The organism is Paenibacillus humicola, from assembly GCF_028826105.1.
Classification (GTDB): domain Bacteria; phylum Bacillota; class Bacilli; order Paenibacillales; family Paenibacillaceae; genus Paenibacillus_Z; species Paenibacillus_Z humicola.
Window position 1 is genome coordinate 3502337 of the sequence record NZ_JAQGPL010000001.1, and the last position, 24394, is coordinate 3526730.

The 24394-nt window shown below is 56.8% G+C and carries 25 protein-coding genes; 2 read left to right on the top strand and 23 right to left on the bottom strand.

Going from position 1 to position 24394, the window contains the following annotated elements:
• Window positions 1-42: 42 nt before the first annotated feature.
• Window positions 43-276: a hypothetical protein gene (locus PD282_RS16140; protein ID WP_274651677.1), complete on the bottom strand. Its 234-nt coding sequence runs from the start codon at window positions 274-276 to the stop codon at window positions 43-45.
• Window positions 273-866, bottom strand: coding sequence for a CPBP family intramembrane glutamic endopeptidase (locus tag PD282_RS16145; protein WP_274651678.1), 594 nt, complete (start codon window positions 864-866; stop codon window positions 273-275). The genes PD282_RS16140 and PD282_RS16145 overlap by 4 nt, the downstream gene beginning before the upstream one ends.
• Window positions 867-1021: 155 nt before the next feature.
• On the opposite strand from PD282_RS16145, the gene PD282_RS16150 reads away from it, so the two are divergent.
• On the top strand, window positions 1022-1942 hold the full coding sequence (locus PD282_RS16150; protein WP_274651679.1) for a hypothetical protein: 921 nt from the start codon (window positions 1022-1024) through the stop codon (window positions 1940-1942).
• Window position 1943: 1 nt separating this feature from the next.
• Here the strand turns inward: PD282_RS16150 and PD282_RS16155 are convergent, their stop codons facing one another.
• Window positions 1944-2270 carry a rhodanese-like domain-containing protein gene (locus PD282_RS16155; RefSeq protein ID WP_274651680.1) on the bottom strand — a complete coding sequence of 109 codons (327 nt, stop codon included), beginning with the start codon at window positions 2268-2270 and terminating at the stop codon, window positions 1944-1946.
• A gap of 273 nt (window positions 2271-2543) precedes the next feature.
• On the opposite strand from PD282_RS16155, the gene serA reads away from it, so the two are divergent.
• Entirely contained in the window at window positions 2544-4136 is a 1593-nt protein-coding gene (gene serA, locus PD282_RS16160) for a phosphoglycerate dehydrogenase (RefSeq protein WP_274651681.1), read from the top strand.
• A gap of 190 nt (window positions 4137-4326) precedes the next feature.
• Here the strand turns inward: serA and PD282_RS16165 are convergent, their stop codons facing one another.
• The 20 genes from PD282_RS16165 to ribD all read right to left on the bottom strand — a co-directional run bounded on the left by PD282_RS16165 (window position 4327) and on the right by ribD (window position 24309).
• Window positions 4327-5763 carry an MFS transporter gene (locus PD282_RS16165; RefSeq protein WP_274651682.1) on the bottom strand — a complete coding sequence of 479 codons (1437 nt, stop codon included), beginning with the start codon at window positions 5761-5763 and terminating at the stop codon, window positions 4327-4329.
• 38 nt (window positions 5764-5801) lie between these two features.
• Window positions 5802-7178: a dihydropyrimidinase gene (gene hydA, locus PD282_RS16170; RefSeq protein WP_274651683.1), complete on the bottom strand. Its 1377-nt coding sequence runs from the start codon at window positions 7176-7178 to the stop codon at window positions 5802-5804.
• Between the two features lie 114 nt (window positions 7179-7292).
• The gene (locus PD282_RS16175; RefSeq protein ID WP_274651684.1) at window positions 7293-7985 is read right to left on the bottom strand and encodes a FadR/GntR family transcriptional regulator; all 693 of its coding nucleotides are present in this window, start codon (window positions 7983-7985) and stop codon (window positions 7293-7295) included.
• A gap of 291 nt (window positions 7986-8276) precedes the next feature.
• A complete protein-coding gene (locus PD282_RS16180) occupies window positions 8277-9728 on the bottom strand; it encodes an ATP-binding protein (RefSeq protein WP_274651685.1) in 1452 nt (483 codons plus the stop codon).
• A 1-nt stretch (window position 9729) separates the two neighbouring features.
• Window positions 9730-10446 (bottom strand): response regulator transcription factor, encoded by a 717-nt coding sequence (locus PD282_RS16185; RefSeq protein WP_274651686.1) that lies wholly within the window; start codon window positions 10444-10446, stop codon window positions 9730-9732.
• Window positions 10447-10473: 27 nt separating this feature from the next.
• Entirely contained in the window at window positions 10474-11709 is a 1236-nt protein-coding gene (gene ccsB / locus PD282_RS16190) for a c-type cytochrome biogenesis protein CcsB (protein WP_274655270.1), read from the bottom strand.
• A 26-nt stretch (window positions 11710-11735) separates the two neighbouring features.
• A complete protein-coding gene (gene resB, locus PD282_RS16195; RefSeq protein WP_274651687.1) occupies window positions 11736-13400 on the bottom strand; it encodes a cytochrome c biogenesis protein ResB in 1665 nt (554 codons plus the stop codon).
• A 126-nt stretch (window positions 13401-13526) separates the two neighbouring features.
• On the bottom strand, window positions 13527-14060 hold the full coding sequence (locus PD282_RS16200) for a redoxin domain-containing protein (protein ID WP_274651688.1): 534 nt from the start codon (window positions 14058-14060) through the stop codon (window positions 13527-13529).
• Between the two features lie 84 nt (window positions 14061-14144).
• Window positions 14145-14885: a pseudouridine synthase gene (locus PD282_RS16205; protein WP_274655272.1), complete on the bottom strand. Its 741-nt coding sequence runs from the start codon at window positions 14883-14885 to the stop codon at window positions 14145-14147.
• 156 nt (window positions 14886-15041) lie between these two features.
• Complete coding sequence (locus tag PD282_RS16210) at window positions 15042-15533, bottom strand: spore maturation protein (RefSeq protein WP_420832361.1); 492 nt, start codon at window positions 15531-15533, stop codon at window positions 15042-15044.
• Window positions 15534-15570: 37 nt separating this feature from the next.
• Complete coding sequence (locus PD282_RS16215; protein WP_274651690.1) at window positions 15571-16260, bottom strand: nucleoside recognition domain-containing protein; 690 nt, start codon at window positions 16258-16260, stop codon at window positions 15571-15573.
• Entirely contained in the window at window positions 16254-17456 is a 1203-nt protein-coding gene (locus PD282_RS16220; protein ID WP_274651691.1) for a D-alanyl-D-alanine carboxypeptidase family protein, read from the bottom strand. The genes PD282_RS16215 and PD282_RS16220 overlap by 7 nt, the downstream gene beginning before the upstream one ends.
• Window positions 17457-17803: 347 nt before the next feature.
• The gene (gene ytfJ / locus PD282_RS16225) at window positions 17804-18259 is read right to left on the bottom strand and encodes a GerW family sporulation protein (protein ID WP_274651692.1); all 456 of its coding nucleotides are present in this window, start codon (window positions 18257-18259) and stop codon (window positions 17804-17806) included.
• 131 nt (window positions 18260-18390) lie between these two features.
• Window positions 18391-19086, bottom strand: a complete 696-nt coding sequence (locus PD282_RS16230; RefSeq protein ID WP_274651693.1) for a DUF2953 domain-containing protein — start codon at window positions 19084-19086, stop codon at window positions 18391-18393.
• Between the two features lie 76 nt (window positions 19087-19162).
• Window positions 19163-19786 carry an SMC-Scp complex subunit ScpB gene (gene scpB, locus PD282_RS16235; RefSeq protein WP_274651694.1) on the bottom strand — a complete coding sequence of 208 codons (624 nt, stop codon included), beginning with the start codon at window positions 19784-19786 and terminating at the stop codon, window positions 19163-19165.
• Window positions 19755-20534, bottom strand: a complete 780-nt coding sequence (locus PD282_RS16240; RefSeq protein ID WP_274651695.1) for a segregation and condensation protein A — start codon at window positions 20532-20534, stop codon at window positions 19755-19757. The genes scpB and PD282_RS16240 overlap by 32 nt, the downstream gene beginning before the upstream one ends.
• A 33-nt stretch (window positions 20535-20567) precedes the next feature.
• A complete protein-coding gene (gene ribH / locus PD282_RS16245; RefSeq protein WP_274651696.1) occupies window positions 20568-21038 on the bottom strand; it encodes a 6,7-dimethyl-8-ribityllumazine synthase in 471 nt (156 codons plus the stop codon).
• A 123-nt stretch (window positions 21039-21161) separates the two neighbouring features.
• The gene (locus tag PD282_RS16250; RefSeq protein WP_274651697.1) at window positions 21162-22400 is read right to left on the bottom strand and encodes a bifunctional 3,4-dihydroxy-2-butanone-4-phosphate synthase/GTP cyclohydrolase II; all 1239 of its coding nucleotides are present in this window, start codon (window positions 22398-22400) and stop codon (window positions 21162-21164) included.
• Between the two features lie 60 nt (window positions 22401-22460).
• Window positions 22461-23129, bottom strand: a complete 669-nt coding sequence (gene ribE, locus PD282_RS16255; protein WP_274651698.1) for a riboflavin synthase — start codon at window positions 23127-23129, stop codon at window positions 22461-22463.
• 61 nt (window positions 23130-23190) lie between these two features.
• Complete coding sequence (gene ribD, locus PD282_RS16260) at window positions 23191-24309, bottom strand: bifunctional diaminohydroxyphosphoribosylaminopyrimidine deaminase/5-amino-6-(5-phosphoribosylamino)uracil reductase RibD (protein ID WP_274655274.1); 1119 nt, start codon at window positions 24307-24309, stop codon at window positions 23191-23193.
• Between the last annotated feature and the right edge of the window lie 85 nt (window positions 24310-24394).

Here is a 24394-nt window from a genome sequence, read left to right on the forward strand (position 1 = left end):
CTGAAGAGCCTTCAAGAGCCGCGGGAGTCAAGCGGCTGCGGATCAAAGCGCGGTGTAGCGGCGCCCCCACAGGAACAGGGAAACCAGCAGCAGCAGAAACATGCCGATCAAAATCCGGTAAAACCATTTGGTCATGGTTTCTTTGTTGGAAGGATGCTTCAGCCGCCGCGAAGGCAGCGGCCGATCCGGACCGGCGGCGACCCGGACCGCCGCCGGCCCTCTGCCGGTCGGCGTTCCCGTCGAACGCCTGGAGCCGAATTTTTCCATTCTGCTCATGTCTTCCTCCGAAAGCGGATGATGAGTCCCATTACCGTATCGATGATGAAATGGGCGGCAATCGGCGCCCATAGCGTGCCGGTATGGATATATATCCAGCCCAGCGCGTAGCTGATCGAAAACACGAGCCCCGTCGGGATCCAATGGCGCAAATAGCGGACATGAATCGCCGCAAACAAAATACTCGTCCAGTAAGGACCGATATTGTGCTGAACGGCGCCGCGAAACAGCGTCTCCTCGCAGACGGCGACGATCAGCGACAACAGCACGATATGCCACACCGGCCTTTTCTTGAATAACCGTTCGTTGACGCCTCCGTCGTCTCCGACTTCTTCAGGCACGAACATGGACACCAGGTAATCGACAAGGAGCACCAGCGCGGCCAGGCCCGCGCCCCATAGCAGAAACGAGCTTCCGGCCGGCCATTCGAAGAGCAGCAACGGGTTGCGGCGCTGGAATAATAGCCAAATAAGGCCGATAATAAATGTGCCTGCCTGCGTGGCGTATAAATTGATGAGCAGCAGACGGTCGTCGATTTGGTCGATCGTGACCTTGCGAAAGCGAATGTTGCGCAGATCGATTTTTTTCATAGGTCCAACCGCCTGTCGTGAAGGTGATTTCTTTTTCGACCAATTTCTCCTATACTAGTAGGACAATCGATCTATAACGAAACGAAAAAGCTGCCCTCGGGTAGCTTGAAAGTCACATCTTTACCGGCTGATAACCGGACATAAAGGGGATACATATGGACAAACGTTTGACACGCACCGAAATGTTCGCAAGCCTCGGATTTCTGTTTACGCTCGTCCTCGCCGTCGGAAGCTTTTTTTACGGCATGAAAATCGGCTCGGACAAGACCGAAGCGAAATTTATCGAGCAGACCAAGCATTTAAGTTCAGGCAGCAGCGCGATTGTGCCCGCTTATCAGCAGCAGGATCTGGTTTCCTTCTATCATACCGTATTTTTGCCTTATCGTGAATTTCAATCCGAATGGACCTCAACGCTGCGCAAGCTCGTCTCGAAGCAGCTCGCGGCCCCCTCCTCCGCGCTGAAGGAGCTGGCAGGAACAGCCGTGCAAAAATACGGCGAAGCAAGCAACGCAGCCGTGCCGAAGACGTCTCCGCTCCTTGAGCAGGCTCAGCTCCAGCTAATGAAGGCGCTGAAGCTGATGGGCGATGCGGCCCAACGCAGCGCCGGCAGCGCGGACGGCCAATCGGGGCCTGACGTCGCGAAGCAGCTGGAGAAGGACGCGTTCTACCACGAAGGGGTCAAGCAGGCGAACGCCGGACAGCTGAGCTATTACGGCGCCATGTTGAAATGGGCCAGTTCCGTGGACTCCGATATTCCCCCCGATTACAACAGCACCGAGCTGATTGAAGTTTCGCAGTGGAAGAAGCTTCCGCTAGCTGTCAAAAACGTGATTATGGCCGCTCAGCTGAACGCACGAGCGGTGCTTGCCCCCTTTTATCCGCAGGATTTGACGGCGCGCGTCGATGCGTTTATCGATTCCGGTCAGGACGGCCGCATGAAAATCCAGACGGTTCAAGCTATCGCCGATCTGCTGATCGGTACGGACGCCGTCCGCGCCGGTGATTTTCGCAGCAGCCAGGCCGCGCTTTACGGCAAGGAAGTACTGCCGATGCTTCCGTTTTTCTCCGAAGGGTAACTCAGTCGTATTCGAACCCGGCATGCGAGGCAACGGCGGCCATTCCGCCCAATACGTTTTGGAGACCGCCGAAGCCTCTTTCGTGTAAATAACGGCATACGGCCTCGCTTCGGACGCCGTGGGCACATATAATGTACAGCGGTTTGTCGCGCGGCAGCTCATCGATTCGCCCGGGAATCGTATTCATCGGCATCAGCGTCGTTTGCTCCAGATGGTAATAATCCCATTCCGGCTGCTCCCGCACGTCGATTACCTGGTCTGCGGACAGCCCGCCCTCCCGCATCCGGCGGACGAATTCCAGCGGCTCCACGTCCGTCCATCGCTTCATTTACATTCCCTCCAAATTCCAGGTAGGATCCCGCGCCTCATCATAACGAAAATTTCACATTTCGGCAAGTTTCGGCATTGCAATTGCCGGCTTACCTGCTATAAAATAAGAAAAGCTTTTGTTGTGCGGTTTTTGCCGTCCTTGCGGTCATTCGACAAGCATGTGCGGCGGCTTGCGGCGCAAGCGATCAAACTCTCGTCCGGCTGACCGGGAAGCGTCGGCTTCGGCGGGGGTTTTTCGCTTCTATTTCATTTTTTCAGGAGGCATTTCGACATGTTCAAAGTTCTAGTCTCAGACCCGATCAGCGACCTCGGCATTCAAAAGCTGGCAGATGCCGAGGATGTCGCCGTCGATAAAAAGCCCGGACTCAGCGAGGACGAACTGATTGCGATTATCGGCGAATACGACGCCCTGCTCGTGCGCAGCCAGACGCGCGTAACGCCGCGTATTATGGAAGCCGGCAAGCAGCTGAAGGTAATCGGCCGCGCCGGCGTCGGCGTCGACAATATCGATCTGGATGCCGCGACGCAGCGCGGTATTATCGTCATCAACGCGCCGGACGGAAATACGATTACGACCTGCGAGCACACGTTTGCGATGATGATGGCCGTCGCCCGCCACATTCCGCAGGCGTATCATAAAACCGTCGGCGGGGAATGGGACCGGAAATCGTTCCTCGGCGTCGAGCTTCGGAGCAAAATCCTCGGCGTGCTCGGCATGGGCCGGATCGGCAGCGAGGTCGCCAAACGCGCGAAGGCGTTCGGCATGGAAATTTGGGGCTACGATCCGTTCCTGACGGAAGAACGCGCCGAGAAGCTGGGCGTCCGCCTCTCCACCGTCGACGATATCGTGCGCAACGCCGACTTTATGACGGTTCATACGCCGCTGACGCCGGAAACGCGCCATATGATTTCCCGCCCGCAGTTCGAAGTGATGAAGAAAGGGATGCGCATCGTGAACTGCGCACGCGGCGGCATCATCGACGAAGCCGCTCTCGTTGAAGCGATCGGTCAGGGCATCGTGGCCGGGGCGGCATTCGACGTATTCGAAGTGGAGCCGCCGGCGGCGGATCATCCGTTTCTGAACAATCCGAAAATCATCGTGACGCCGCATCTCGGCGCATCCACCGTCGAAGCCCAGGAAAACGTCGCGATCGACGTCTCCGAGCAGGTGCTGAATATTTTGCGCGGCAAGCCGTTTATCAATGCCGTCAATATGCCGCCGATTCCGGCGAACGTGCTGAGCGTCCTGCAGCCGTATTTCAGCCTTGGCGAGAAGTTGGGCAGCTTTGCCGCCCAGCTGACCGAAGGCGCCGTGGAGGATATCATCATCAACTACGCCGGCGAGCTGGCCGACGTCGATACGCAGCCGCTCACCCGCTATATCGTGCGCGGCGTGCTGGCGCACCACCTCGGCATCGAGCAGGTGAACGTGGTCAACTCCATGCATCTGGCCAAGGAGCGGAGCGTCAATATCGTCGTGCAGACGTCGCGCGCGGCCCGCGATTTTACGAATCTCGTCTCGGTTACGCTCCGTTCGAAGAAGGAAGAGCGTCTCGTCGCCGGCACGCTGCTGACAGGCTACGGGCACCGGATCGTGCAGATCGACAAATTCCCGGTCGACGTCGCGCCGGAGGGCAATCTGATTCTCGTCTCGCATAACGACAAGCCGGGCATCATCGGGCGCGTCGGTACGCTGCTCGGCAGCAACGACGTCAATATCGCGACGATGCAGGTCGGCCGTCAGCTGGCCGGCGGCGCCGCTATCATGGTGCTTTCGGTCGACAAGCCGGCGACAAAGGAACAGCTCGCCGAGCTGACGAAGCTGCCCGACCTGAACAACGCCAAAGAAATCGTATTGGTTTAAAAACGAAATTGGGCTCCTTTTGTAAGACAAGAAGCGCTTCCGCGAACGGAGCGCTTCTTTTTTCGTTTATTTACGGCGCGTTGTTTCACGACCAACAAGATTTATCGGCCTGCTTCAACAAATCCGGCTAAGATTCGTTCCGGCACCGGAAAATTGAAATCGCCGGTTAATGCTCCGGGACACGGGCAGCTTAGGCACTGAACTTTCCGGAAGTCGACGATGCACCGTTGATCGAAACATCCGCCTCGGATAGCTGCTCCAGACTTTTTCCTTTCGTTTCCACCCCAAGCTTCCAAGTGGTGATACCCATTATGGCGTACATGATTGCAATCATTGAAAGCAGTCCAGTCGCCTTGCCGATTTCAAAAATGTATCCCGCCAAATACGGGATGAGACTTGCGCTTACAAGCGCAACGACAACCGAGGCTCCCGTTCCGAACGCCCGGATTCGTGTCGGATAAATTTCCGGCGCATACAGCCACGTTGTCGTGTTAAGGAGCATAAACATGAGCTGCAGGATCGAACCGAGCAGAAGGATCATAAACGTCGACTGCGACAAACCGAACAGCAGGGCGATCGCAAAAGCGATCAAGGATCCCCAGCCGAGCACCATTTTCCGGCCAAGCTTGGCGGCGAAATACGAAGACAGAATCGCTCCGACCAGCCCTCCAGTATTAATGACCATGGAATAGAACAGGCTGTTTACGATCGTAAAGCCTTGTTCCACGAGGACGGACGGCATAAAAACCGTGATTGCCACCTGCGCGCCGAACGTAAGCGCGGATATGATCCACAGCCCCACCGTCCGTTTCGCCAGGCCTGCCGAGAAAATATCGCGAAACCGGACTTTTTCCTTCTCGTACGTACCGGCGACGCTGTCAAAAAATTTCTTGATCCGCAGTTTCTTCGCTTTCAGCGTGTTTTGCTCAAAAATCGACAGCACACGGTTCAACTCGTCCACTTTGCCTCTGGACATCAGGTACCGCGGCGACTCCGGAATATATTTGCGATAGATCCAGAGCAAAACGGCCGGTGCCGCCAAAATGCCGAGCAGCCACCTCCACGTCACTTCATCCCCGCCCAAAAATGCTGAAAAAGGCCCCAAAATGAGATAAGCAATCGCCGCCGAAAGGAATATGCCGAGCCCGCCGGCTGCAACATTGACAATGGCGACGGACGAGCCGCGGTTCTTGGTCGGAACGAATTCGCTGACAATCGTAATTCCCGTGTTCAGCTCACCGCCCAGTCCCAGCCCGACGATAAAACGTCCGAGGAGCAAAATTTCCAGATTAGGCGCAAACGCGGCGATAAGAGCGCCGAACGTATACAGCCCCAAATTGTACATGTACGTAATCCGGCGCCCGATCAGATCGCCTAATATGCCTGCAATCAAGGAGCCTACCGCCATACCGCCAAATGTTAAGGTCGTCAGCAATCCGACCTCGGTCTTCGATAGCCCCCACTGCTGCGTCAGAAGCGGCGCGGCGTATCCGATATTATACTGTTCGATCGCATCGAATACGGCACCGAGTGCGATCAGAAAAATGAGCCATTTATGCACCGACCGGAATTGGATCCTGTCAATGATGCTGCCGAGCGTTTCGAACTGCTGTTTCAAGCTGTTCAAATGCTGTCACCCCGCGCCTCTAATTTGTAATATCGCATTTAAGTCAATATCGGGGAAGTGCGTGGAACGAATTGACCGCGAACGTCCAAGTCCATCATACGGCCATCGCGTATGACCGGCCTCCCGCCGACGACGACATCGCGCGGCTTTCCCGATACCATTAGTCCTTCGAATGGGGTATAATTGGTTTGCATGTGCAATGCACCGGAGGTGATCGCGTATCGAGGGTCCGGGTCAAAGACTACGATATCCGCATCACTTCCGACTTTAATCACCCCTTTTCTCGGATAGAGCCCCATCAGCTTCGATGCCTTCGTTGAAACCAAGTCCACGAAACGGTTCATGCCGATTTTACCCTTGGCCACACCTTCCGAATAGAGCACCGTTCCCCTCGTCTCGATGCCGGGCACGCCGTTCGGCGCCTTCGGAAAGAAATCTTTATATTTCCGTTTTTGCTCGGTATCGTAGCAGCAGTGGTCGCTGTTGATCACGTCAACCGTACCGTCGCACACCATTTCCCACAATCCGTCTTGTTCCTCCTGCTCGCGGATCGGCGGACTGCAAATGTAATTTTCGCCGTTATCGTCGCTGTACCGATCCTGTGTCAGGGCCAAGTAATGCGGGCAAACCTCGGCAAATACCGGGAGTCTCCTCTTCGCCGCGTTCATAAGCGGTCTCGCGCTTTTCGTGCTCATGTGCACGAACAGGGACGGCGTCCCCGTGTGCTCGATCAGCGTCATCAGTGCGGCCATCTCCTCGACCTCGGCAATTGCAGGACGACTTAAAGCGTGATACGCCGGAGTCGTATTTTGCTCCGCTATGAATCTGCCAATGCTGGCATCGATAATGTCCGCGTTCTCGGCGTGAAATTTAGCCAGACCGCCATGGCGGCTCATAATGTTCAATACTTCCAAAATGACGCCTTTATCGACCATGACCGCGTCTTTATAGACCGTGAACATTTTAATCGACGAAATGCCGCCGGTAACAAGCTCCCGAACGTCCCGGAACGACCGGGCGTCCCCTCTCGTAATGCAGCCGTGGAACGAATAATCGATTATGGTGCGGCCTTTGGCTTCCTCAAGCCGCCTGGTGACGGCATCCAGCGGAGATTCATCGCCGTAAGGAATCGCGAATTCAACCATCGTCGTCGTTCCGCCGTAAACGGCCGCGACGGATGCACCGTAGAAATCGTCCTTCCCTTGAAACTCTCCCAGTTTCGTGTTGACATGGACATGGGAATCGATCATGCCCGGCAGCACGTATTTTCCTTTTGCATCGATCGTATCTGCTGCCTCGGGCATATAGTCCGCCATACCGATGGCAACGATGACGCCGTCCTTGATACCGATGTCGGCGTGCTGCGTCATGTCTGCGTTTACGATCGCTCCGTTACGAATGACAAGATCGAGCATAGCACTCTCCTTTCACCTTTCCGTAAGGTTGGAATTTTCGGATATTCCGGCTGCTTTCAAATATCTCCGCTAGCACATCACCTCCTTCATCCAAAGAAAAATCGCAAAAGTTTGTTACAGCAAAAACAATTCTTCCAGATGTTTAATATGGTGAATCATCAATTTACGCGCTTTTTCCAGATCGCGCTCCCTGATCGCATCGATAATTTCCTGATGCTCTTCGATTTGATGAATGCGCGTCTCCCGGGAATGGAGCACTTTTTTGTTCAAGTTGATCGCGAGCGGATGAATCTCGGGCTGAAGAAGCTGCTCGGCGATTTTGAACATCACCTCATTATTCGCGGCAGCGGCCAATTCGCTGTGGAAACGGCTGCCCTGACGGAAATATTCCTCGAAATTGTCATCGAGACATTCCCGCATCCGGTCGACGGACTCTTGTAAGGAGGCGATTTGCTCGGTCGTGGCGCGCTGAACCGCCAAATCGACAATGAGCGATTCGATCAGCTGCCGGGCTTCCATCAGCTCGACCGTACTGACGTCTTTCATTTCTTCCAATTTTAATTCAAGGTCTTTTGCATGCGTTTTAACATAGGAACCGTCGCCGACCTTAACCTCAAGAATGCCCAATATTTCAAGCACCGCGAGCGCTTCCCGGACGGACGGGCGGCTAACCTGCAGCTTTTCGGCGATTTCCTTCTCCGACGGAAGCTTTTCTCCCGGCTTGAACGTCCCTTTTAAAATCAGCTGGTTAATCTGCTCGGCAATTTTGACATAAAGCTTTCCGGGTTTCTTTATACTTTGGAACATGATTATGAACACCTTTCGCGGTTAGTCTGCACATGTACCGCCTATAATCTGCCAACTTGCCTGCCTGCCTGACAGGTAAGCTAGTATTATTATCGAGCCCAATTCACAATATGTCAATATAGATAACATAAATTCGTTGTGGTCGTAAATAAATAACATATACATAACATACGGGTAAGTCTAATCGGATTAGATGGCTTAAAACAAAAAAGTCAACCGTCGCGTAACGGTTGACTCGTAGTTGAATCGAAAATCCATTACTAGCAGCTAGCATTTGCCCGAAGGCTCCTGCTACCCTGCTAAGACAGGAAGCAGCAGCGTAAAGGTCGTGCCCGTTCCGATGACGCTTTCCGCCCGGATACGGCCGTGATGGGCTTCGACGATGCTTTTGACGATCGCAAGGCCAAGGCCGGTACCTCCCGACGTCGCAGCGCGCGTACGCGCCTTGTCCGCTTTATAGAACCGTTCGAATATATAGGGGAGATCCTCGGCCGGTATGCCCTGCCCTTCATCCTGCACCTTCAGCTCTATGAACGGCCTGCGGTCCAACGTCACGGCTCGGCCCGAAATCTTGATTTGCGCACCTTCCGGCGTATGGCGCAGCGCATTGTCCAGCAGGTTGGTCAGCACCTGCTCCAGCCGGTCCTCGTCGGCGGCCTCCAGCACGAGCGGCTTCTGCGCCAGCTCGCATTCCAGACGGATGCCGCGTTCCTTCGCATAAACGAGAAACTTGCGATGCACTCTTCTAAGCAGCGCTTCCAGATCGGTGCGGACGAATTTCATCTCGAAATGGCCGGCTTCCATCCTCGCCAAATCGAGCAGGTCCTTGACGAGACGTCCCATGCGGAGCGATTCGTCGAGAATGACCTGCGCGATCTCCCGCCGCTCCTCCGGCGATGCCGCGATATCGTCGATCAGCGCCTCGCTGTAGCCCTGGAGCATGGACAGCGGAGTGCGGATTTCATGCGAGACGTTCGCGACAAAATCGCGCCTCAGCTTCTCGAGCCGTTCTTCCTCGGTGACGTCGCGCATGACGGCGACAGCTCCGCGCACGGCATCGTTCGACTTGAGCGGCGCCATCACGACGGACCAGACCCCGCTTTGCACATGCACCTTGCCCGCCATATCTTTGCCTTCGCGAAGCACCTTGCGGTACTGCTCGAACAAAGGGGCCGGAACCTGGCTGAGCGGCCGTCTGCGCCCGCTGTCCGCATCGTCTCCTCCCCAGTCGACCCCGTTCCATCCGTCGATCAGCTGCTGTCCGTTCGGATTGGCCAGCAGCACACGGCCCTCCGCGTCGAACGTCACGACGGCATCGCTCATGCTTCGCAGAATGCTCGCCAGATGGTCTCGCTCGTTGTTCAGCGCCCGGATCAACGAATCGAGCTCGGTCGCCATATGATTGAAGGTATTCGCAAGATCCCCGATTTCGTCGTTCGAACGGATCGGGACCCGCGTCCGGTATTCACCCTGCGCAATCAAATCCGCGGCCTTCTTCAGCTGAAGGAGCGGCTGCGTAATTTTCGTCGACAGGAAAAAGGCAAAAAACGTCGAAAGCAAAAAACCGATAATCGCGGTATAAACGAACAGCATTTTCACCTGATGCGCGTTATTGCTGCCTTGTTCGGTGAATGACATATCGATATACTGCAGCAGGAACATCCCGAGAATAAGCAGCACGGTGGCGACGAGCAAAATGATCGTCATCCACAGCTTTCCGACGACGCTACGCCAGAGCAGCATCTTACTTCGGTACCTCGAGCTTGTAGCCGACGCCCCACACGGTCGTGATCATCGCAGCCGCGTCAGGCGATACCTTGTTCAGCTTCTCGCGCAGCCTCTTCACATGGGTGTCGACGGTCCGCAAATCGCCGAAAAATTCGTAGTTCCATACATCCTTTAGCAGCTCTTCACGGGAAAATACTTTGTCCGGCGAAATCGCCAAATAATGCAGCAGCTCGTATTCTTTCGGGGTCAGGCTGACCTCCTGGCCGCCGGCCATGACCCGGTGCGCATCGTGCTCGATGACGAGGTGCGGGAACACGATATTGTTGCTCGTCATCGCATCCTTCGACAGGAAGGCGGTTGCCGACGAACGGCGCAAAATCGCCTTGACCCGATAGATAACCTCGCGCGGGCTGAACGGCTTCACGACATAGTCGTCAGCCCCCACCTCGAAGCCCTGCACCCGGTTCATTTCCTCGCCTTTCGCCGTCAGCATGATGACCGGCGTCGCCTTGACCTGCCGCAGGCGGGAACAAACCTCGACCCCGTCGATTCCGGGGAGCATCACGTCGAGCAGAATCAAATCGAAATCGCTGGCCGTCGCCATCCGAAGCGCCGTCTCGCCGTCCTCGGCTTCCTCAATCGCGTAGCCTTCCTTCTCCAAATACATTTTCAGCAGTCTGCGAATGCGCTCCTCGTCATCGACGACAAGAATACGGTGCAGCGTTTCGGACATGCGGACCAGACCCCTTTCCAATAATAGTTAATCCACGCCTGCGTAGGAATGCAGGCCAACCAGCACCAGGTTGACGCCGATTAACGTGAACATGACGACAACGAAGCCGATGACGCCGAGCCAGGCCGATTTCGAGCCGTGCCACCCTCTCGACAGCCTGAGATGCAGATAGGCGGTATAATAAAGCCACGTGATGAGCGCCCACACTTCCTTCGGATCCCATCCCCAAAAGCGGGACCAAGCTTCGTACGCCCAGATCATCGCAAACACGAGTGCGCCCAGCGTGAAGATCGGATAGCCGATCGCGATGGCGCGGTAACTGATTTCATCCAGATCGTCCGGATCGATGCTGTTCATCACCGGATTGATAATCGCGCCGATTGGCCGGCGCAGCGCGAGGCGGATCAGCCCGTACAGGATGCCGCCCGCGATCACCGACCAGACGAGCGTGTTCAGCTTTTTGGCCGCATTGACGCCTTTCATCCAATAGGGTGTTTCCAATAGGCCATCCTTTATACCGATGAACGAATCGATTTTCTCCACGCGGCTGTTGTACGGTTTGAAAATCGGCGGCATCGTATATTCCACCGTATTCGTCGTGTTATTTTCGATGCCGTTCGTATCGATCGAAACGGTCTCCTGCACGAAAGTCGCTTCGTAGCCGGCGGCGCGGAAAGCGAAGACCGAGCCGAGGAAGCCGATCATCACCACGACGATAAAGAGCAGAAATTCGACCCAGCGCTGCGCGCGGCGGGCACGGGGTCCCGATTCCTTGAAGCTGACGGTGCGCAGCAAATACATGAATGCCGTGGCGAAGCCGACGGCGAAAAACGCTTCGCCCAGCGCGGCCGTCGTCACGTGGATGCGCAGCCAATACGAATCGAGCGCCGGGATGAGCGGCTGCACCTCCTGCGGAAATACCGAGGCGTACGCGACTATGATGACGGTGAGCGGCAGCGTAAACAGGCCGATCAGCGGTTTGCGGTAGATCGCGTAGACGATGACGAAGGCGAACATGATCGCCATGGCCAGAAACGTCATGAATTCGTACATATTGCTGGTCGGTATATGGCCGCCGCCGATCCACCGCGTAACGAAGAAGGTGACATGCGACAGGAAACCGAGCAGCGAGGTTACGAACGCGATTCGACCCCACCGGCGAAGATGCTTCTCCGGATCGCGGTTGCTGAATTTTTGTCCTGCAACGGCGACGGCGTAGAACAAAAATCCGAAGCAGTACAGGAAGAAGGCAACCAGAAACATGTTGCTGCTGAAATTAAGTAAGGAATTCACGCTTTGTTCCCTCCGTTATCGAGCGACTTCGGCTCGACGCTGATGCCCGCGCCGCCGAGCGCGGCCGCAACTTCGGCACGCATGCCGTAATTGTTTTTGTTCGTATGCGCTCCGAGCGTTATCCGCCGCCCGTCAACCCGGACCCAGATCCGGCGGTGGAACCAGTAAGCACCGATAAACAAACCGAACAGGCTGATTCCCGCTCCGAACCAGATGAAGGGCATCGCCCGGTCCGAGCGGATATCGAGTGACGAGATCGCGCCGGCGAACGTCACGTTCTGCATCGAACCGACCTTGATCTCGAATTTATTGGCGATTGCGCCGTTAATCGCATCCTGGCTAAAGTTCACTTTATCGATCTCGCGCGGGAAGTACATATACGGGACGCCCTGCGGGTCGATGCCGGGTCCTTTAATCAGAAAGATGAAGGCCGGAGCATTCGGCTCGGACGATTTCGTCGTCGGCTGACCGTTCGCATCAAGCGCAAAATCCATATAGTTCTGCTTCAGCTCGAGCGTATACGGTCCAACCTTGATCGTGCGCGGCGCGTTCTTCATGGGCAGGTCGAACGGTCCGTAGGTTTTTCCCGTCGTTTTGTCGATCAGCACGGGCTTGACCGCTTTCAGCTTGGGCGTATCGTCGAAGCTGAACTGATACGCCTTCAGGCCTTTGTACGACAGCGGATCGTTTACCTGGATGTTATGCCGGGCGACCTCGACCAGCGTCGGCTTCACCGACGGATCACCGCAATTCGCCGTGCATTGGTATAGCGCCGCCTGAGTCTCGTACAACTTGGCGCGCTGCGTCCCTTTCAGATCCTTCGGAAGCTCGGCGTCCGTATAATATTGCACGGTAAACTTTACGTTCTTGATGTAATAATTCGTATCCGGAATCTGCATCGCTTCGCCTTCCGGAATCGACATGTATTCATCCTTGGTCCATCCCGGAATCGTGCGCAGCAGCACGGAAAGCAGAAACACGATCAGCCCGATATGATTGATGTACGGCCCCCAGCGGCTGAAGCGGTTTTTTTCGGCAAACAGCGCCGTCCCCTCCGTATGCACGCGGTAGCGCTTGCGACGGAGCTGGGCGGCCAGCTTCTCCGTAAACGCCTCCGGCTCCCCGTCGATCGTGCCTTCGTAGACCGTCCGCTGTCTCGTCAAAAACAGAAAATGCTTGCGGATTTGCTGCTTGTTCAGCGCCCGGTACAGCGGCAGTACGCGGTCCAGGCTGCAAATGACGAGCGAGGTGGCGATCATGACCAGCAGGGCGATAAACCACCACGATTGGTACGTATGCGACAGGCCGAGCTTGTAATACCATTCGCCGATCCAGCCGTACCGGTCCTTGTAATACGTAGTTGGATCAAACGAAACGAACGCGTTTTCCTGTTTAAAGATCGTGCCGACGATGGACGCCAGCAGCGTAATGACGATCAGCCGGACGGCAATCTTAACCGAAGAGAAGAATTTCCACACCTGGTCAAGCACGTTCGGATTGCTTTTCTGCGAGCGGCGGGCGACGCCGTCGTATCTCATCTCAAGCGGGCCTTCGCTCTCCGCCACTTCCTGATCGAGCGGATTGCCGCAGTTTTCGCAGAGCACGGTGCCGACCGGATTCTGATGGCCGCATTCGCATTTCGTGTTTTCAAAAGAGAGCAAAATGAGACCTCCTAGCGTTTTCCGGAGGAAAACGCAACTTCGTAAGCATAAGCCGAGCGTTTTCCGGAGGAAAACGCAGCTTCGTAAGCATCGTAATGTCCTATGCAGCGGCGGCCAACCGAAGCCTCAAGTCTTGAGCAGCCTGGAAAGCCGCGCGTCAAGATCTTTCTGCTGCATTGGACCGATAAAAATGTCTTCAATTTTACCGTCCGGATTGATAAAAAACGTCGTCGGATACGATCGCAGCCCGTATTCGCGCTCCACCGTCCGGTCTTCGTCTTTCAAAATGTCGTAGCTGACCTTATAATTTTGGACAAAATTCGAAATCGTTAAATCGTCCTCGCCCAAATTGATGCCGACGATCTCGAACTGCTTCCCGTCCTGGGCGGCATATTTGCTCTGCAGATCGGGCGTCTCGTATACGCACCCCGGGCAGAAGGTCCCCCAGAAATTAATGATGAGCGGCTTTCCTTTATAATCGGACAGCCTGTGCGTTTTCCCGTCCATGCCGAGCAGCGCGAAATCCGGCGGCTTGGAGCCGATTTTCGGCAGCCCGCCGGAGCCGTTGTCCGAAAAAACGGCATTCCCGATCGCATAACCGCCCAGCAGGACGACCGCGAGAAAAATGACGATCTGTATCGTTCTGCGGTATGATTTCATGCGTATTTCACCGCCTCGTGCAGGTTTGGAGCATCGTTTCCATTATAACGAAAAACAGGACGGCAGATAGGCTGCCGCCGCTCCCTATTTTTGAATTTTATGTGTCTTGGCGGCCGCCGCCAGCAGGTCCCTGATTTCCTGCTCGGTCAGGTGGCGGTATTTGCCCCGCTGAAGCTGCTGCAGGTTCAGATCGCCGAATTTGATGCGCTTGAGGCGAACGACCGGGTGCGAAATCGCATCGAACATGCGGCGCACCTGCCGGTTCCGCCCTTCGTAAATCGTAATCGAAATCGTCGCCTGTTTTTTGTCCGGATCGACGTCGTGATATTCCACCTCGGCAGGCGCCGTCATGCCGTCCTCCAGCTTGATGCCCTTTTGCAGCTTTTCGAGCGCGCTGCCGTGAGGCACGCCTTTCACCGTGGCCAAATACGTTTTCGGCACGTGATGGCTCGGATGCGTGAGCAAATTGGCGAATTCGCCGTCGTTCGTCAGCAGCAGCAGCCCTTCCGTATCGTAATCGAGCCGGCCGACGGGATATACCCGTTCCTTGATCCCGGGCAGGAAATCGGATACGATTTTCCGACCCTGCGGGTCCTTTGCGCTCGTAATGACGCCTTTCGGCTTGTTGAGCATCAGGTACAGCTTGCGTTCACCTTGAATCCGTTTCCCGCGGACGGTTATGACATCGGTTCCCGGGTCCGCTTTCGCCCCCAGTGTCGTAACCGTTTCCCCGTTTACCTGAACTTGTCCGGACAAAATAAGCTCTTCGCATTTGCGGCGCGAAGCGACCCCGGCCCCCGCCAATATTTTTTGCAGACGTTCCAATGCTTTCACCTCATCCCTCATCATACCTTAAATACAGATGCGAAGAAAGTCGAACCCGCATACGCGCCGGTGTGCCTGCTTCGCACGAATCCGTCCGTCTTCGCACGCGCAAAAAAACCGGCGGTCCCGCAAGTCTGCGGAACGCCGGTATGTACGTCAGGAACCGAATACGAATAAGCAAACGATAATAGCGGCGATAAAACCGACCAGATCGGAAAACAAGCCGACTTTCAGGGCATAACGGCTTTTGCGGATACCGACGGCGCCGAAATAAACGGTCAGCACGTACAGCGTCGTATCCGTACTGCCCTGGATCGTCGAAGCGATGCGGCCGATCATCGAATCCGGGCCATACGTCTTGATCAGCTCCGCGGTAAACGCGAGCGAGCCCGCTCCCGTCAGCGGCCGCAGCAGTCCGAGCGGCAGCACTTCGCCGGGGACGCCCAGCCGGTGCATCAGCGGCTCGATGAGCGAAACGATCATATCCATCGCTCCCGAGGCGCGGAACATGCTGATCGCCACCAGCATCCCGACCAGGTGGGGAATAATGTTGATCGCCGTGCCGAAGCCGTCCTTGGCTCCTTCGAGGAACGACTCGTACACCGGCACTTTGCGAAACGCCGCATAGAGCGGAATAAACACGATCATAAACGGGATGGTCCAGGCCGATATCAGCGTAATCCATTCATACAACAGCCTCACCCTTTCCGCCCGGGTCGCTCCTGCCGCTGCCCGGCGGAGCCTGAAGCGGCCGGACGGCGCCCGGTCCGCCGGACCCCGGGCTTCTCCACGCGGGCGGCCCGGAGCGCAGCCGGTACCAGCGGTCGGCGGCGATCGCCGCCGCCGTCGCAATCGCCGTCGCGATCAGGGTCGTGCCGACGATTTCCGCGGGGTGCGCCGAGCCGTACGTCATGCGGATGGCGATGAGCGTCGTCGGCACAAGCGTGACGCTCGACGTATTGAGCGCCAGCAGCGTGCACATGGCGGCCGACGCGGTTTCCTTGTCCGGATTAAGCTTTTGCAGCTCCTGCATCGCTTTGATGCCCATCGGCGTTGCCGCGTTTCCCAGCCCGAGGATATTGGCGCTCATATTGCTCATGATATAGCCGAGGGCGGGATGTCCCTTAGGCACATCCGGAAACAACAGGCGTACAGCCGGCTGCAGCAGCACGGCCAGCTTGCGCAGCAGCCCGGCATCCTCGCCGATCCGCATCAGCCCGAGCCAAAAAACCATCACGCTGATCAGCCCGAAGCTGACCGTAACGCCGTTCTTGGCCCCTTCAAAAGCCGCCTCTGTCAGCGCCTCCATCCGGCCGTTGACGATGGCTGCCACGAAGCTGGCGGCGATAAAAAACAGCCAGATCCAGTTTACCATCCCGCCGCCCCCTTCCCTCCGAAAAGCGACAACAACGTCAATCTTAGAGCTCCCATGAACGAATCGTGCCAGATTCGCGGCGGCACCGCTCCGGACGTCGTCTCCGGCGTCCAGGACGGCCGGTCCGGCGCCTTGAGCCGGACATCCCCGCGGTCATAAACGGGAGTCGCGCCGATCCGGTCGTCGCCGATAAACCACTGAATCGTTCCGCGCTCGCCGAGCCTGTATGCCGTAGAAGCGGCCGCGGTGAGGACCAGCTTGGAGCGCAGCTGCTCCTTTTCCCCTTCGGCGAACGGATAGAGGAAGGTACGGCCTACCGCCAGCGGATACCCGTTTACCGGCTGGCCTTGATGCGCCACTTCGCTAAGCGGGTAATGCGCAAACCCCCAGTCGAGCAGCTTCTGATGATCCGTCCAGTCATCTCCGTCGTCCAGCGTGACCACGGCAAGCTGCTGTCCGTCCCGCGTCGCCGAGCTGACCAGGCAGCGGTGAGCGAGCTTCGTGTAGCCGGTCTTGACGCCGTCGGCGCCGTCGTAGAGCGACAGCATTTTGTTTTTGTTCCGCCATTTATAATCCCACTCGTCGTTCGGGTTGGGCGCCGTTTTCACCTTCGTTTTGACGATCTCCTTGAAAACCGGATTTTTGAGCGCGTACGCGGTCAGCTTGGCCATATCGTCGGCTGTGGAATAATGATCGTCGTCGTCCAGTCCGGAAGGGTTCATAAAATGGGTATGGGTCAGCCCCAGCATGCGCGCTTTCTCGTTCATCAGGTAAACGAAGCCTTCCTCCGAGCCGCCGACATGCTCCGCAATGGCGGTTGCGGCGTCGTTGCCGGAACGGAGCATGAGCCCGTACAGCAGGTTTTGCAGGCTCATCTGCTCGCCTTTTTGCAAGTAGATGGAGGAGCCTTCTTTTCCGGCCGCGCGGACGCTCGTCTTGACGATATCCGAAAGCTTGCCGTGCTCGATTGCGACAATAGCCGTCATGATTTTCGTCAGGCTGGCGATACGCATCCGTTTGTCGCCGTTAGCGCTGTACAACAGACGCCCGGATACCACATCGATCAGCGCCGCGGCTTGAGCGTGCGTACTGACCGGCTCCGGTGCGGCCGCGGCGGCAGGAGGCACGGCTGTCAAGGCCGACCAAGCCAGGACGAGCACCGCCAAAAAGCATAACGTTTTTCGGCTGAGGGTCATTTCGGGGACCTCCTGAGATTTTTGTGAAGCTTGGCTTCTTTGCGTGAAATTCGTAACAAAAATCGCTTCGGAAGCATTCGCTTAATTTTTGTGAAGCTTGGCTCTTCTTTGCGTGAACTTCGCAGCAAAAATCGCTTCGGAAGCATGCATGCACGTACACCATCCGCTCCATAAAAAGACGGTTTGTACAAGTATATGAACGCTAGCGGTTTATATGTCCTGTCCCATTCCCAAGCCGGCAAAACGGCCGCAGAAAAAAGAAACTGCCCCGATTCGGGACAGCTTCGGCCTTCATGCGGCCGTCAAACGAGCCAAACGTTTGGGCCTCTGCCCTGATGAGCCGCCGGCTATACGAAGTTGGTGTCCGGCTGATTGATCATCACGGACGGATCGGTGCTGGTCTGCGTTCCGCTGCGTTTGAATATCGCCTGAATTTTCTCCACAACCTGAGGCGCGGATTCGATCATGCGCTCCATCAAATGCGTCTGGCTGTCAAGCGGCACGACCCGGACGCCGTACGTGCCGACCACGAGAAAGGCGATCGGCGTAATCGATACGCCGCCGCCGCTGCCGCCGCCGAACGGCATCGCCACGGATGCGTTCTGCGCGTCCATGTGGGCATTGCCGTCGGCGCGGTAATCGCTGCCGCCTGCCACGAAGCCGAACCCGACTTTGGAAATCGGCATAATGACACTTCCGTCAGGCGTTTGGACAGGATCGCCGACGATCGTGTTTACGTCAACCATTTCTTTAATATTTTCCATTGCGGTTTGCATCAAGCCTTGAATCGGATGATCGTTCACGAGTGGACTCCTCCTTTTGATCCTTGGCCGGCATTCTCCGCTTCGTCTGCGGGACCGGCAATGCATAAGCTTCATCATACAAGCATGGCTTTCGGGTGTAGCTTTCCCCCGCCCCGCGGCCATTATGTAGGTTACGCGCGCATTAAAATACGCTGCCAGCCAAACAGGCCCTGCTTCAGGCCGAGCGCTTTCTTCATCCTGACCATGAAAGCAATACCGGCAAAAATCGCGTAGCCGAGCCCGATTTTGAGCGTTACCGCGCCTTCGATCGAAAAGCTGGTTTTGCCGTAGTCAGGCTCGACCGACAATTCGGGCTCGGTCATCATCCGCATAAACTGCGACGCTGCGCCCACCGCCGTCGTTTTAACCGACCAGACCATACCTGTTGCCATCGCCGTCCACACCGCATCGTCGGTCCCGACAACCGTCCGCCACCGGCACTCCGTCAGCCGTACATGCGCGAGCGTTTTTTTCGCCCAATCGAGCAGACTATTTTTATGCTTCAGCAGCGGCTTCAACTTTTCGAACGACTGGATAAACGTATCCAGATTAAAGCTGGCTTGCGTGGAACCCGAATCGCTGCCGCCCAAATTTTCCGCCGTCTGCTCCCGCTTGAAAGTTAGTCCGGCCTCTTTCAACCGCATGACCGGCAGCTCCCAGTGATAGTGAATCAGCCCCAGCAGCGCCTTTACGGTAAGCTCCGCGTGATCGTCGTCGCCCTCCCGCTTCACGCTGCCGCGAATGACCATCGGCGACATCCAGCAAACGAAAACGAGCAAAAAAAAGAGACCTGCCAGAGCAATCCAGCCGTACCGGTATCCGAGCATGTGGTTTCCACCGTCTTCCTGTCATTTGTCGGATATAGTATGGCCTTGCGGGCAAATCTCATTCATGTTGGCGCTGCTACGGCTCTTCGCCGTTCGCCGCCGAAACAGGCAGCTCATCGATTGTCATCTGGCGCCCTTCGAGCTTCTCGAACAGCAGCTGCGTCTGCTCGTCCAGCGCATCGTCGTCAAACGCCGCAGGCTCCGGCAGAGCGTCCAGACCGGGCAGGCCGAAATAGTCGAGAAACGATTTGGTCGTGCCGTACAAAATCGGCCTGCCGATCGCTTCGGCTCGTCCGACTTCCTCGATCAGATCTTTCGAAACAAGCGATTGCAGCGCACGGTCGCATTTGACGCCGCGTATTTCTTCGATTTCGACGCGCGTGATCGGCTGGCGGTAGGCCACGATCGACAACGTTTCCAGCGCCGCCTGCGACAAGCTTGAACGGGTCGGCGTATACGCCATCCGTTCAAAATATTCGGCATGCTCCGGATTCGTTGTCAGCCGGTAAGCGCCGGCGACCAACGACAGCTGAATGCCGCGGCCCTGCCGCTTCATCTCCTGCTGCAGATCGCCGGCGATATCGGCGGCCGCCGCGGCGTCCAGCTGCAAAATATCCGCCAGCTGCTTGACGGTCAGCCCCTCGTCGCCGGCCATAAACAGCAAGCCTTCAATAATTGTCTTCAGCTTCGAGTACTCCACTTTCCGCCGCTTCTCCTCTCCAATGAATCACAATATCGTCGAACAGCTGATGCTGAAAACAGCGAATGTGCTTCATTTTCATCAGCTCCAGCAGCGCCAGAAACGTGACGACTATTTCGTGCCGGCTTATCTCGCCCTGAACGAGCCTCGAGAACCGGACGGTCTCATGCTCCCGGAGCACGCTTACGATGTCGCGGATGCGGTCTTTAACGGAAATTTCGTCGCGGTGCACTGTTGCGACCGCATTGCGGCGCGATGCTTTGCGAAGCGCCTTCTGGAAGGCGCGAATCAAATCGCCGACGTGCAGGCCTTTAACGGGGTTTTGCGGAACGGACCGCATATACGGCGTTAAATCCTCCGGCTCCTTCGTATACACGAGGCTTCGCTCGTATTCCTGATCCCGAAGCTGCTCCGCGATTTGCTTGAACTTCCGGTATTCGATCAGTCTCGCGATCAGCTCGTCCTGCGGATCGAGCCCGTCGTCCTCCCACATGTCGTAGTCGTCCTCGATTACCGGCGGCTTCGGAAGCAGCTGTTTGCTTTTAATGGATAAAAGCGTTGCCGCCATGACGAGAAATTCGCTTGTAATTTCCAGCTCCAGCTCCTGCATCGCATTCAGATAGTCCATGTATTGGTCGGTAATCTCGCTGATGGACACCTCGTGAATATCAATTTCCGCTTTGTCGATCAGATGAAGGAGAAGGTCGAGCGGACCTTCAAACGTTTCCAGCTTGTACGTAACCGTCATGGCGTCTAAGCCTCCCAATAATAAACGACGATGTTAGCCTTGCAGCGCTTTGGTCAGATTCGCCATCTCGATGGCGGTTACCGCAGCATCCCATCCTTTATTGCCCGCTTTCGTGCCGGCACGCTCGACCGCTTGTTCGATCGAATCGGTCGTCAGCACACCGAAAATCGTCGGGACGCCGGTTTTCAAGCTGACCGCGGAGACCCCTTTGGCCGCTTCGTTGCACACATAGTCGAAATGAGGCGTCGATCCGCGGATGACGGCACCGAGCGTGATGACGGCGTCGTATTTGCCGCTTTCCGCCATTTTTTGCGCGATCAGCGGAATTTCGAAGGCGCCGGGCACCCAGGCGACGTCGACGTCGCCGTCATCCGCGCCGTGGCGCTTCAGCGCGTCCAGCGCGCCGCTCAGCAGCTTCCCGGAAATAAATTCATTGAACCGTCCGACGACGATTCCATAGCGTTGTCCTTGCGATACCAGATGTCCTTCATATACATGCGGCATAATACGTTTCATCCTCTCGAGTCAATATGATTGGCATAGCTGCACTTTGTTTCGCGCAGGGGCGTAGACGCCGCGGCACCGGATCTTGAAGCCCGGATTCGCAGCGGAATACGGATCCCGATTTTACAAATTCAGCATGTGACCGAGCTTCGACCGCTTGGTCTTCAAATAGTTTTCGTTGCTTTCGTTCGCTTCCATTTGAATGGGCACCCGTTCGACGACCTCGAGCCCGTAGCCTTCCAGGCCGCGGATTTTGCGCGGATTGTTCGTCAGGAGCCGCATTTTGCGTACGCCGAGGTCTTTCAATATTTGCGCCCCAATGCCGTAGTCGCGTAAATCGGGCGGGAAGCCTAGCTTAATATTCGCGTCGACGGTATCCAATCCCTGCTCCTGCAGCGCGTACGCCTTCAGTTTATTGATCAGCCCGATGCCGCGGCCTTCCTGGCGCATATAGAGCAGCACGCCGCTGCCCGCCTCTTCGATCTGCCGCATCGCCGCGGCGAACTGCGGCCCGCAGTCGCAGCGGTGCGAATGAAACACGTCGCCGGTCAGGCATTCGGAATGAACGCGCACGAGCACCGGGCGGTCGGGATCGATTTGGCCTTTCACAAGGGCGACATGCTCTTTGTTGTCCACCTCGTTCGTGTAAGCGACGGCTTTGAAAAGACCAAAATCGGTCGGGAGCTTCACTTCGACGACCCGCTCGACCAGCTTTTCTTTCTCGTTCCGGTAACGGATCAGCTCCTGGATGGAGATGAGCTTTAGCCCGTGTTTTTTCTTGAATTCGACCAAATCGTCAAGTCGCGCCATCGTGCCGTCCTCTTTGATGATTTCGCAAATAACCGCCGCCGGGCTTGAGCCGCACATTTTCGCCAAATCGATTGCCGCTTCCGTATGGCCTGCCCGCCGCAGCACACCGCCCTTCTTCCCGATTAATGGAAAGATGTGGCCGGGACGGCGAAAATCGCCGGGTGCCGTCTTCGGATCGATCAGCGCCTTCACCGTCAGGGAACGTTCGGCGGCGGAAATGCCCGTCGTGGTCGATATATGATCGACCGATACGGTGAACGCCGTACCGTGGTAGTCGGTGTTATGCTGGACCATCGGCGGCAGCTCGAGCGCCTCTGCACGCTCCTGCGTAATCGGAACGCAAACCAGCCCCCGCGCTTCAGTGATCATGAAATTGATGACATCCGGCGTCGCTTTGTCGGCCAATGCGATCAAATCGCCTTCGTTCTCGCGATCTTCATCGTCGACAACGATGACCGGCCTGCCGAGCATCAGGTCATAAATCGCGTCTTCGATCGCGTCGAGCGGGCTTTGCCCCCGGCCGTCCGCGGCCGGATCATAATGATTGGTCATGCCGATTTCCCTCCTTCGTTCAATGTTGTTCAGTTTTCAAATTTTATGTCCCGGCGGATATTACATAAATCCGTGATCCGCCAAAAATGACTCCGTGAGGCCGCCCGCTTCCATGCGGGCTCCGGCATCTGCCCGTTTACCGAAATGAAGCAGATGGTCAACGTACTTGCCCAGCACGTCGCATTCGATATTCACCACGCTGCCCGGCTGCCTGAACTGCAGCGCCGTTTCGCGCAGCGTATGCGGAATGATGGAAACCGAGAACGACGCCTTGTCGGCCTCGACCACCGTCAGGCTGATGCCGTCCAGCGTAATGGAGCCCTGCGGGATGACATAACGCATCAAGGATGAATCGTTCGGGCGAATCGTGAAGACGACGGCATTCGCATCCGCCGTTCGCGAGACGACCTCGCCCGTGCCGTCGACGTGCCCCTGCACGATATGCCCGCCGAAACGGCCCCCCGCCTGCATGGCACGTTCGAGATTGACCCGTTCGCCGGGGCGCAAATCCTTCAAATTCGTATGTCGGTACGTCTGCGGCATGACGTCGACGGTAAATGTTGATCCGGCCAGCTCCGTCACCGTCAAGCAGACGCCGCCGACGGAGATGCTGTCCCCGATCGCCGCGTCCTCCAGCACCTTCGAGGCTTCGATCGTCAGCATCATCGCCTCTCCCTGCCGGTAAGAACGCTTCAGCGAGCCGACTTCTTCGATCAGTCCGGTAAACATCCTCCGACCCCTCCTTATCTGTCATTGTTGGCTTTATTCCGCCGAACGAACCGTAACGGAACTAAGGCTTGCGGCGGCCGTAATCCGGGTATCCCGCAATGCAGACGTCCCGTCCGACCGTTTCGACCGTGACTTCGCGCAGCTCCAACGCTTCGCTCATTTTCTCGTATCCGTCGAACGTGAACGCCTCCGGCGCACCCGGTCCGCCGATCAGCTTCGCCGCGACGAAAAGGACGATTTTGTCGATCAGCCCGGCTTCGAGCATCGCGCCGTTTAACTTGCCGCCGCCTTCAAGCAGGATCGAACCGATTTCCATTTTCCCGAGCGTTCGCATCGCTTCAGTCAGATCGACCTTCGGCCCGGTACCGCACGGGATAACGGCTGCCCCTGCCTTCTCCAGCGCCTGTCGTTTCGTTGCATCCGCCCGTTCGGTCGTCAATACGATCGCCGGCGCGCCTGCCCCGTCCAGCAGCCTCGCGTCCGGCGGCAGCCGCAGCTGCGAGTCGACGACGATGCGGACCGGATGGACCGCCGGCACGGACAGCCGGGTTGTCAGCTCAGGATCGTCCGCCAATACGGTATCGACGCCAACCATAACCGCCATGTGACGATGGCGCATCGTATGAACGCGTTCGCGCGATTCGGGCCCGCTGACGTAGCGGCTGTCGCCGGTTTTGGCGGCGATTTTGCCGTCGAGCGTCATCGCTGTCTTGGCCGTTACGAAGGGCAGCCCCGTCGTAATGTATTTGTTGAACGCTTCGTTCATACGCCGCGATTCGTCCCCGAGGAGCCCGACTTCGACTTCGATTCCCGCTTCCCGCAGCCTTCTGACGCCGCTGCCCGCCACCTTCGGATTCGGGTCCTCGCAGGCGACGACGACGCGAGCCGCTTTCGCCTCGATAATCCGTTCGCAGCAGGGCGGCGTTTTGCCGAAGTGGCTGCATGGCTCAAGCGTCACATAGACGGTCGCTCCCTCCGCTTCGGCTCCGGCCATGGCGAGCGCGTGCACCTCCGCATGGCCCTCGCCGCGCTTCAGATGAGCGCCGAGTCCGACGATGCGCCCGTTCTTTACGACAACGCAGCCGACGACCGGATTGATACCGGTCTGGCCCGCTGCTTTGCCGGCCATGTCCAACGCAAGCTTCATATACGATTCATCGTTCAAAATGTCCGTCGAAATAAAAAATCACCCCTTCGGCGAGCTGCCTTTGGGGTGATGGCGCTTGTTCAGCAAAGAATGGACAACTTGAAGACGCATCTAAACA

Coding starts and splice junctions, on each gene's coding strand:
- PD282_RS16140 (WP_274651677.1), bottom strand. CDS start 276: ATGAGCAGAATGGAAAAATTCGGCTCCAGGCGTTCGACGGGAACGCCG.
- PD282_RS16145 (WP_274651678.1), bottom strand. CDS start 866: ATGAAAAAAATCGATCTGCGCAACATTCGCTTTCGCAAGGTCACGATC.
- PD282_RS16150 (WP_274651679.1), top strand. CDS start 1,022: ATGGACAAACGTTTGACACGCACCGAAATGTTCGCAAGCCTCGGATTT.
- PD282_RS16155 (WP_274651680.1), bottom strand. CDS start 2,270: ATGAAGCGATGGACGGACGTGGAGCCGCTGGAATTCGTCCGCCGGATG.
- serA (WP_274651681.1), top strand. CDS start 2,544: ATGTTCAAAGTTCTAGTCTCAGACCCGATCAGCGACCTCGGCATTCAA.
- hydA (WP_274651683.1), bottom strand. CDS start 7,178: ATGCTCGATCTTGTCATTCGTAACGGAGCGATCGTAAACGCAGACATG.
- PD282_RS16175 (WP_274651684.1), bottom strand. CDS start 7,985: ATGTTCCAAAGTATAAAGAAACCCGGAAAGCTTTATGTCAAAATTGCC.
- PD282_RS16180 (WP_274651685.1), bottom strand. CDS start 9,728: ATGCTGCTCTGGCGTAGCGTCGTCGGAAAGCTGTGGATGACGATCATT.
- PD282_RS16185 (WP_274651686.1), bottom strand. CDS start 10,446: ATGTCCGAAACGCTGCACCGTATTCTTGTCGTCGATGACGAGGAGCGC.
- ccsB (WP_274655270.1), bottom strand. CDS start 11,709: ATGTTTCTGGTTGCCTTCTTCCTGTACTGCTTCGGATTTTTGTTCTAC.
- PD282_RS16200 (WP_274651688.1), bottom strand. CDS start 14,060: ATGAAATCATACCGCAGAACGATACAGATCGTCATTTTTCTCGCGGTC.
- PD282_RS16210 (WP_420832361.1), bottom strand. CDS start 15,533: ATGATCGTGTTTATTCCGCTCTATGCGGCGTTTCGCAAAGTGCCGGTG.
- PD282_RS16215 (WP_274651690.1), bottom strand. CDS start 16,260: ATGGTAAACTGGATCTGGCTGTTTTTTATCGCCGCCAGCTTCGTGGCA.
- PD282_RS16220 (WP_274651691.1), bottom strand. CDS start 17,456: ATGACCCTCAGCCGAAAAACGTTATGCTTTTTGGCGGTGCTCGTCCTG.
- PD282_RS16230 (WP_274651693.1), bottom strand. CDS start 19,086: ATGCTCGGATACCGGTACGGCTGGATTGCTCTGGCAGGTCTCTTTTTT.
- PD282_RS16240 (WP_274651695.1), bottom strand. CDS start 20,534: ATGACGGTTACGTACAAGCTGGAAACGTTTGAAGGTCCGCTCGACCTT.
- ribH (WP_274651696.1), bottom strand. CDS start 21,038: ATGCCGCATGTATATGAAGGACATCTGGTATCGCAAGGACAACGCTAT.
- PD282_RS16250 (WP_274651697.1), bottom strand. CDS start 22,400: ATGACCAATCATTATGATCCGGCCGCGGACGGCCGGGGGCAAAGCCCG.
- ribE (WP_274651698.1), bottom strand. CDS start 23,129: ATGTTTACCGGACTGATCGAAGAAGTCGGCTCGCTGAAGCGTTCTTAC.